Annotated in this window: 2 protein-coding genes; both read left to right on the forward strand. The window is 71.8% G+C overall.

Translation table 11 applies throughout. The annotated features are described in order from the left end of the window. On the forward strand, positions 1 to 648 hold a 648-nt coding region (locus tag H5J33_RS36275), incomplete at its 5' end, for an MFS transporter (RefSeq protein ID WP_181798920.1). Between the two features lie 102 nt (positions 649 to 750). Next, the coding region (locus H5J33_RS36280; protein WP_181798922.1) for an aminotransferase class III-fold pyridoxal phosphate-dependent enzyme at positions 751 to 1,062 on the forward strand (312 nt) is incomplete at its 3' end.

The raw sequence follows: 1,062 nt of genomic DNA on the forward strand, positions 1-1,062 counted from the left end.
CGCTCGCCGCTGGCATGGGCCGTGATGGTGTTCATGGGCATGACGTCGTTGATGTTCTACACGCTGACGGCATGGCTGCCCGAGATCATGCACGATCACGGGTTCACGCCGGCCACCGCGGGGATGATGAACTCGGTCATCATCGTCATCGGCATCCCCCTCGGTTTCGTCGTACCGGTGGCCGCGGCCCACATGCGCGACCAGCGGCCGCTGGTCCTCGCAGTCGTCGCCCTGATGGCGGCCGGGCTCGTCGGCCTGCTGCTGGCTCCGCGGGCCGGCTGGGTGTGGATCGCCGTCTTCGGAGTCGCCACGGGCAGCGCGTTCCCGATCGCCCTCACGCTCCTCAACCTCCGTTCCCCCGATGCCGCGGTCACGGCGCGGCTGTCGGGCATGGCCCAGTCCGGCGGGTACCTCCTCGCCGCCTCCGGCCCGCTCACCTTCGGTGTGCTGCGCAGCGTCACCGGCGGCTGGGAGGCGTCGATCTGGCTGCTGCTCGTGCTGGTGGTGCCCGAACTCGTCTGCGGTCTGCTGGCCGCACGGCCCGGCCTCGTGCGGCCGGGCCCGCCACCGCCGGACGGCCCCGAGGAGAGTCGTCCGGAGCCCGCGCGGGTCTCCGCGCGGTCCACCGAGGCGGACCGCGCCCGCTGAGAGACCGGCCGTCCCCTGTCCGCGCCTCGCCCGCGCCGGGCGGAGCGCACCCCCGTACCTTCCGCGTCGACCACAGCCGTTTGACGACCCCCGGGAGCACGCATGACCATCATGCAGCCCGACCTGAGCATCTTCGAGAGCCTGGAATCCGAGGTACGCAGCTACTGCCGCGGCTGGCCGGCGGTCTTCGACCGCGCGCACGGCGCACACCTCGTGGACGAGGACGGCCACCGGTACCTGGACTTCTTCGCCGGCGCCGGTTCGCTCAACTACGGCCACAACAACCCGGTGCTGAAGCGGGCGCTGCTCGACTATCTGGACCGGGACGGCGTCACCCACGGCCTGGACATGGCCACCACCGCCAAGCGCGCGTTCCTCGAGACCTTCCAGCGCCTGGTCCTGGCGCCGCGGGAG

It is taken from the genome of Streptomyces sp. WELS2 (assembly GCF_013870595.1).
Taxonomy (GTDB): domain Bacteria; phylum Actinomycetota; class Actinomycetes; order Streptomycetales; family Streptomycetaceae; genus Streptomyces.